General features: G+C 71.7%; 1 protein-coding gene. It reads left to right on the forward strand.

Going from position 1 to position 1135, the window contains the following annotated elements; translation table 11 throughout:
- A partial coding sequence (locus BCL76_RS38395; RefSeq protein ID WP_146228539.1) for an amino acid adenylation domain-containing protein occupies positions 1–1135 on the forward strand: 1135 nt, incomplete at both ends.

Below are 1135 nucleotides of genomic sequence, written 5' to 3' on the forward strand. Positions count from 1 at the left end.
TCCTCGACGAGGGGGAGCGGGGTCGGGTGTTGGTGGAGTGGAACGACACGGCCGCGGAGCGGGTTCCGGGTTCGTTGGTGGATCTGTTCGAGGCGCAGGTGGCGCGGTCGCCGGAGGCGGCCGCGGTGGTGTGGGACGAGGGCGACGAGGTCGTCGGATTCGGGGAGCTGGACCGTCGGGCGAATCGTCTGGCCCGGTATCTGGCGGGTCTGGGCGTGGGGCCGGAGTCGGTGGTGGGGGTGTGCCTGGAGCGTGGGCCCGACATGGTCGTGGCGCTGCTCGCGGTCCTGAAGGCCGGCGGCGCCTACCTGCCCGTCGATCCGGACCATCCCGCCGAGCGCATGGCGCAACTGCTGGCCGACGCGGCGCCGGTGGCGGTGGTGACCTCGGCCGACATTGCGGCCTCGGTGCCGGCGTCGGACGCCGTGCTGGTGGTGCTGGAACAGGCGCCTCTGACAAACCTGGAGGACGGGCCGTTGGGTGTGCGGGTGGATCCGCGGTCTCCCGCGTACGTGATCTTCACGTCGGGTTCGACGGGTCGGCCGAAGGGTGTGATGGTTCCGCATGCCGGGATCGTGAACCGGCTGGTGTGGATGCAGGACCGGTACGGGCTGGGCGCCGGCGAGCGGGTGCTGCAGAAGACACCGTTCGGGTTCGACGTGTCGGTGTGGGAGTTCTTCTGGCCGCTGTCGGTGGGTGCCGCCCTCGTGGTGGCGCGTCCCGGAGGTCACCGTGACCCGGCGTATGTCGCGTCGGTCGTGCGTGAACGCGCGGTGACGACGGTGCACTTCGTGCCGTCGATGCTGGAGGCGTTCGTCGCCGAGCCCACGGCGGGGGAGTGCACCGGTCTGCGACGGGTCCTCTGCTCGGGCGAGGCCCTGGGACCGGCCGTGCAGGACCGGTTCCTCTCCCTCCTCCCCGGGGTCGAGCTGCACAACCTCTACGGGCCGACGGAAGCGTCCGTCGACGTCACCTCCTGGCAGTGCGTTCCCGACGCCGAGACCGGGTCGGTCCCGATCGGCGCGCCCGTGGCCAACACCCGCGTCTACCTCCTGGACGCCGCGCTGTCCCCGGTGCCCGTGGGTGTGGCGGGAGAGCTCTACCTCGCCGGTGTCCAGCTCGCCCGCGGCTACCA

The organism is Streptomyces sp. CG 926 (assembly GCF_003148825.1).
GTDB lineage: Bacteria > Actinomycetota > Actinomycetes > Streptomycetales > Streptomycetaceae > Streptomyces.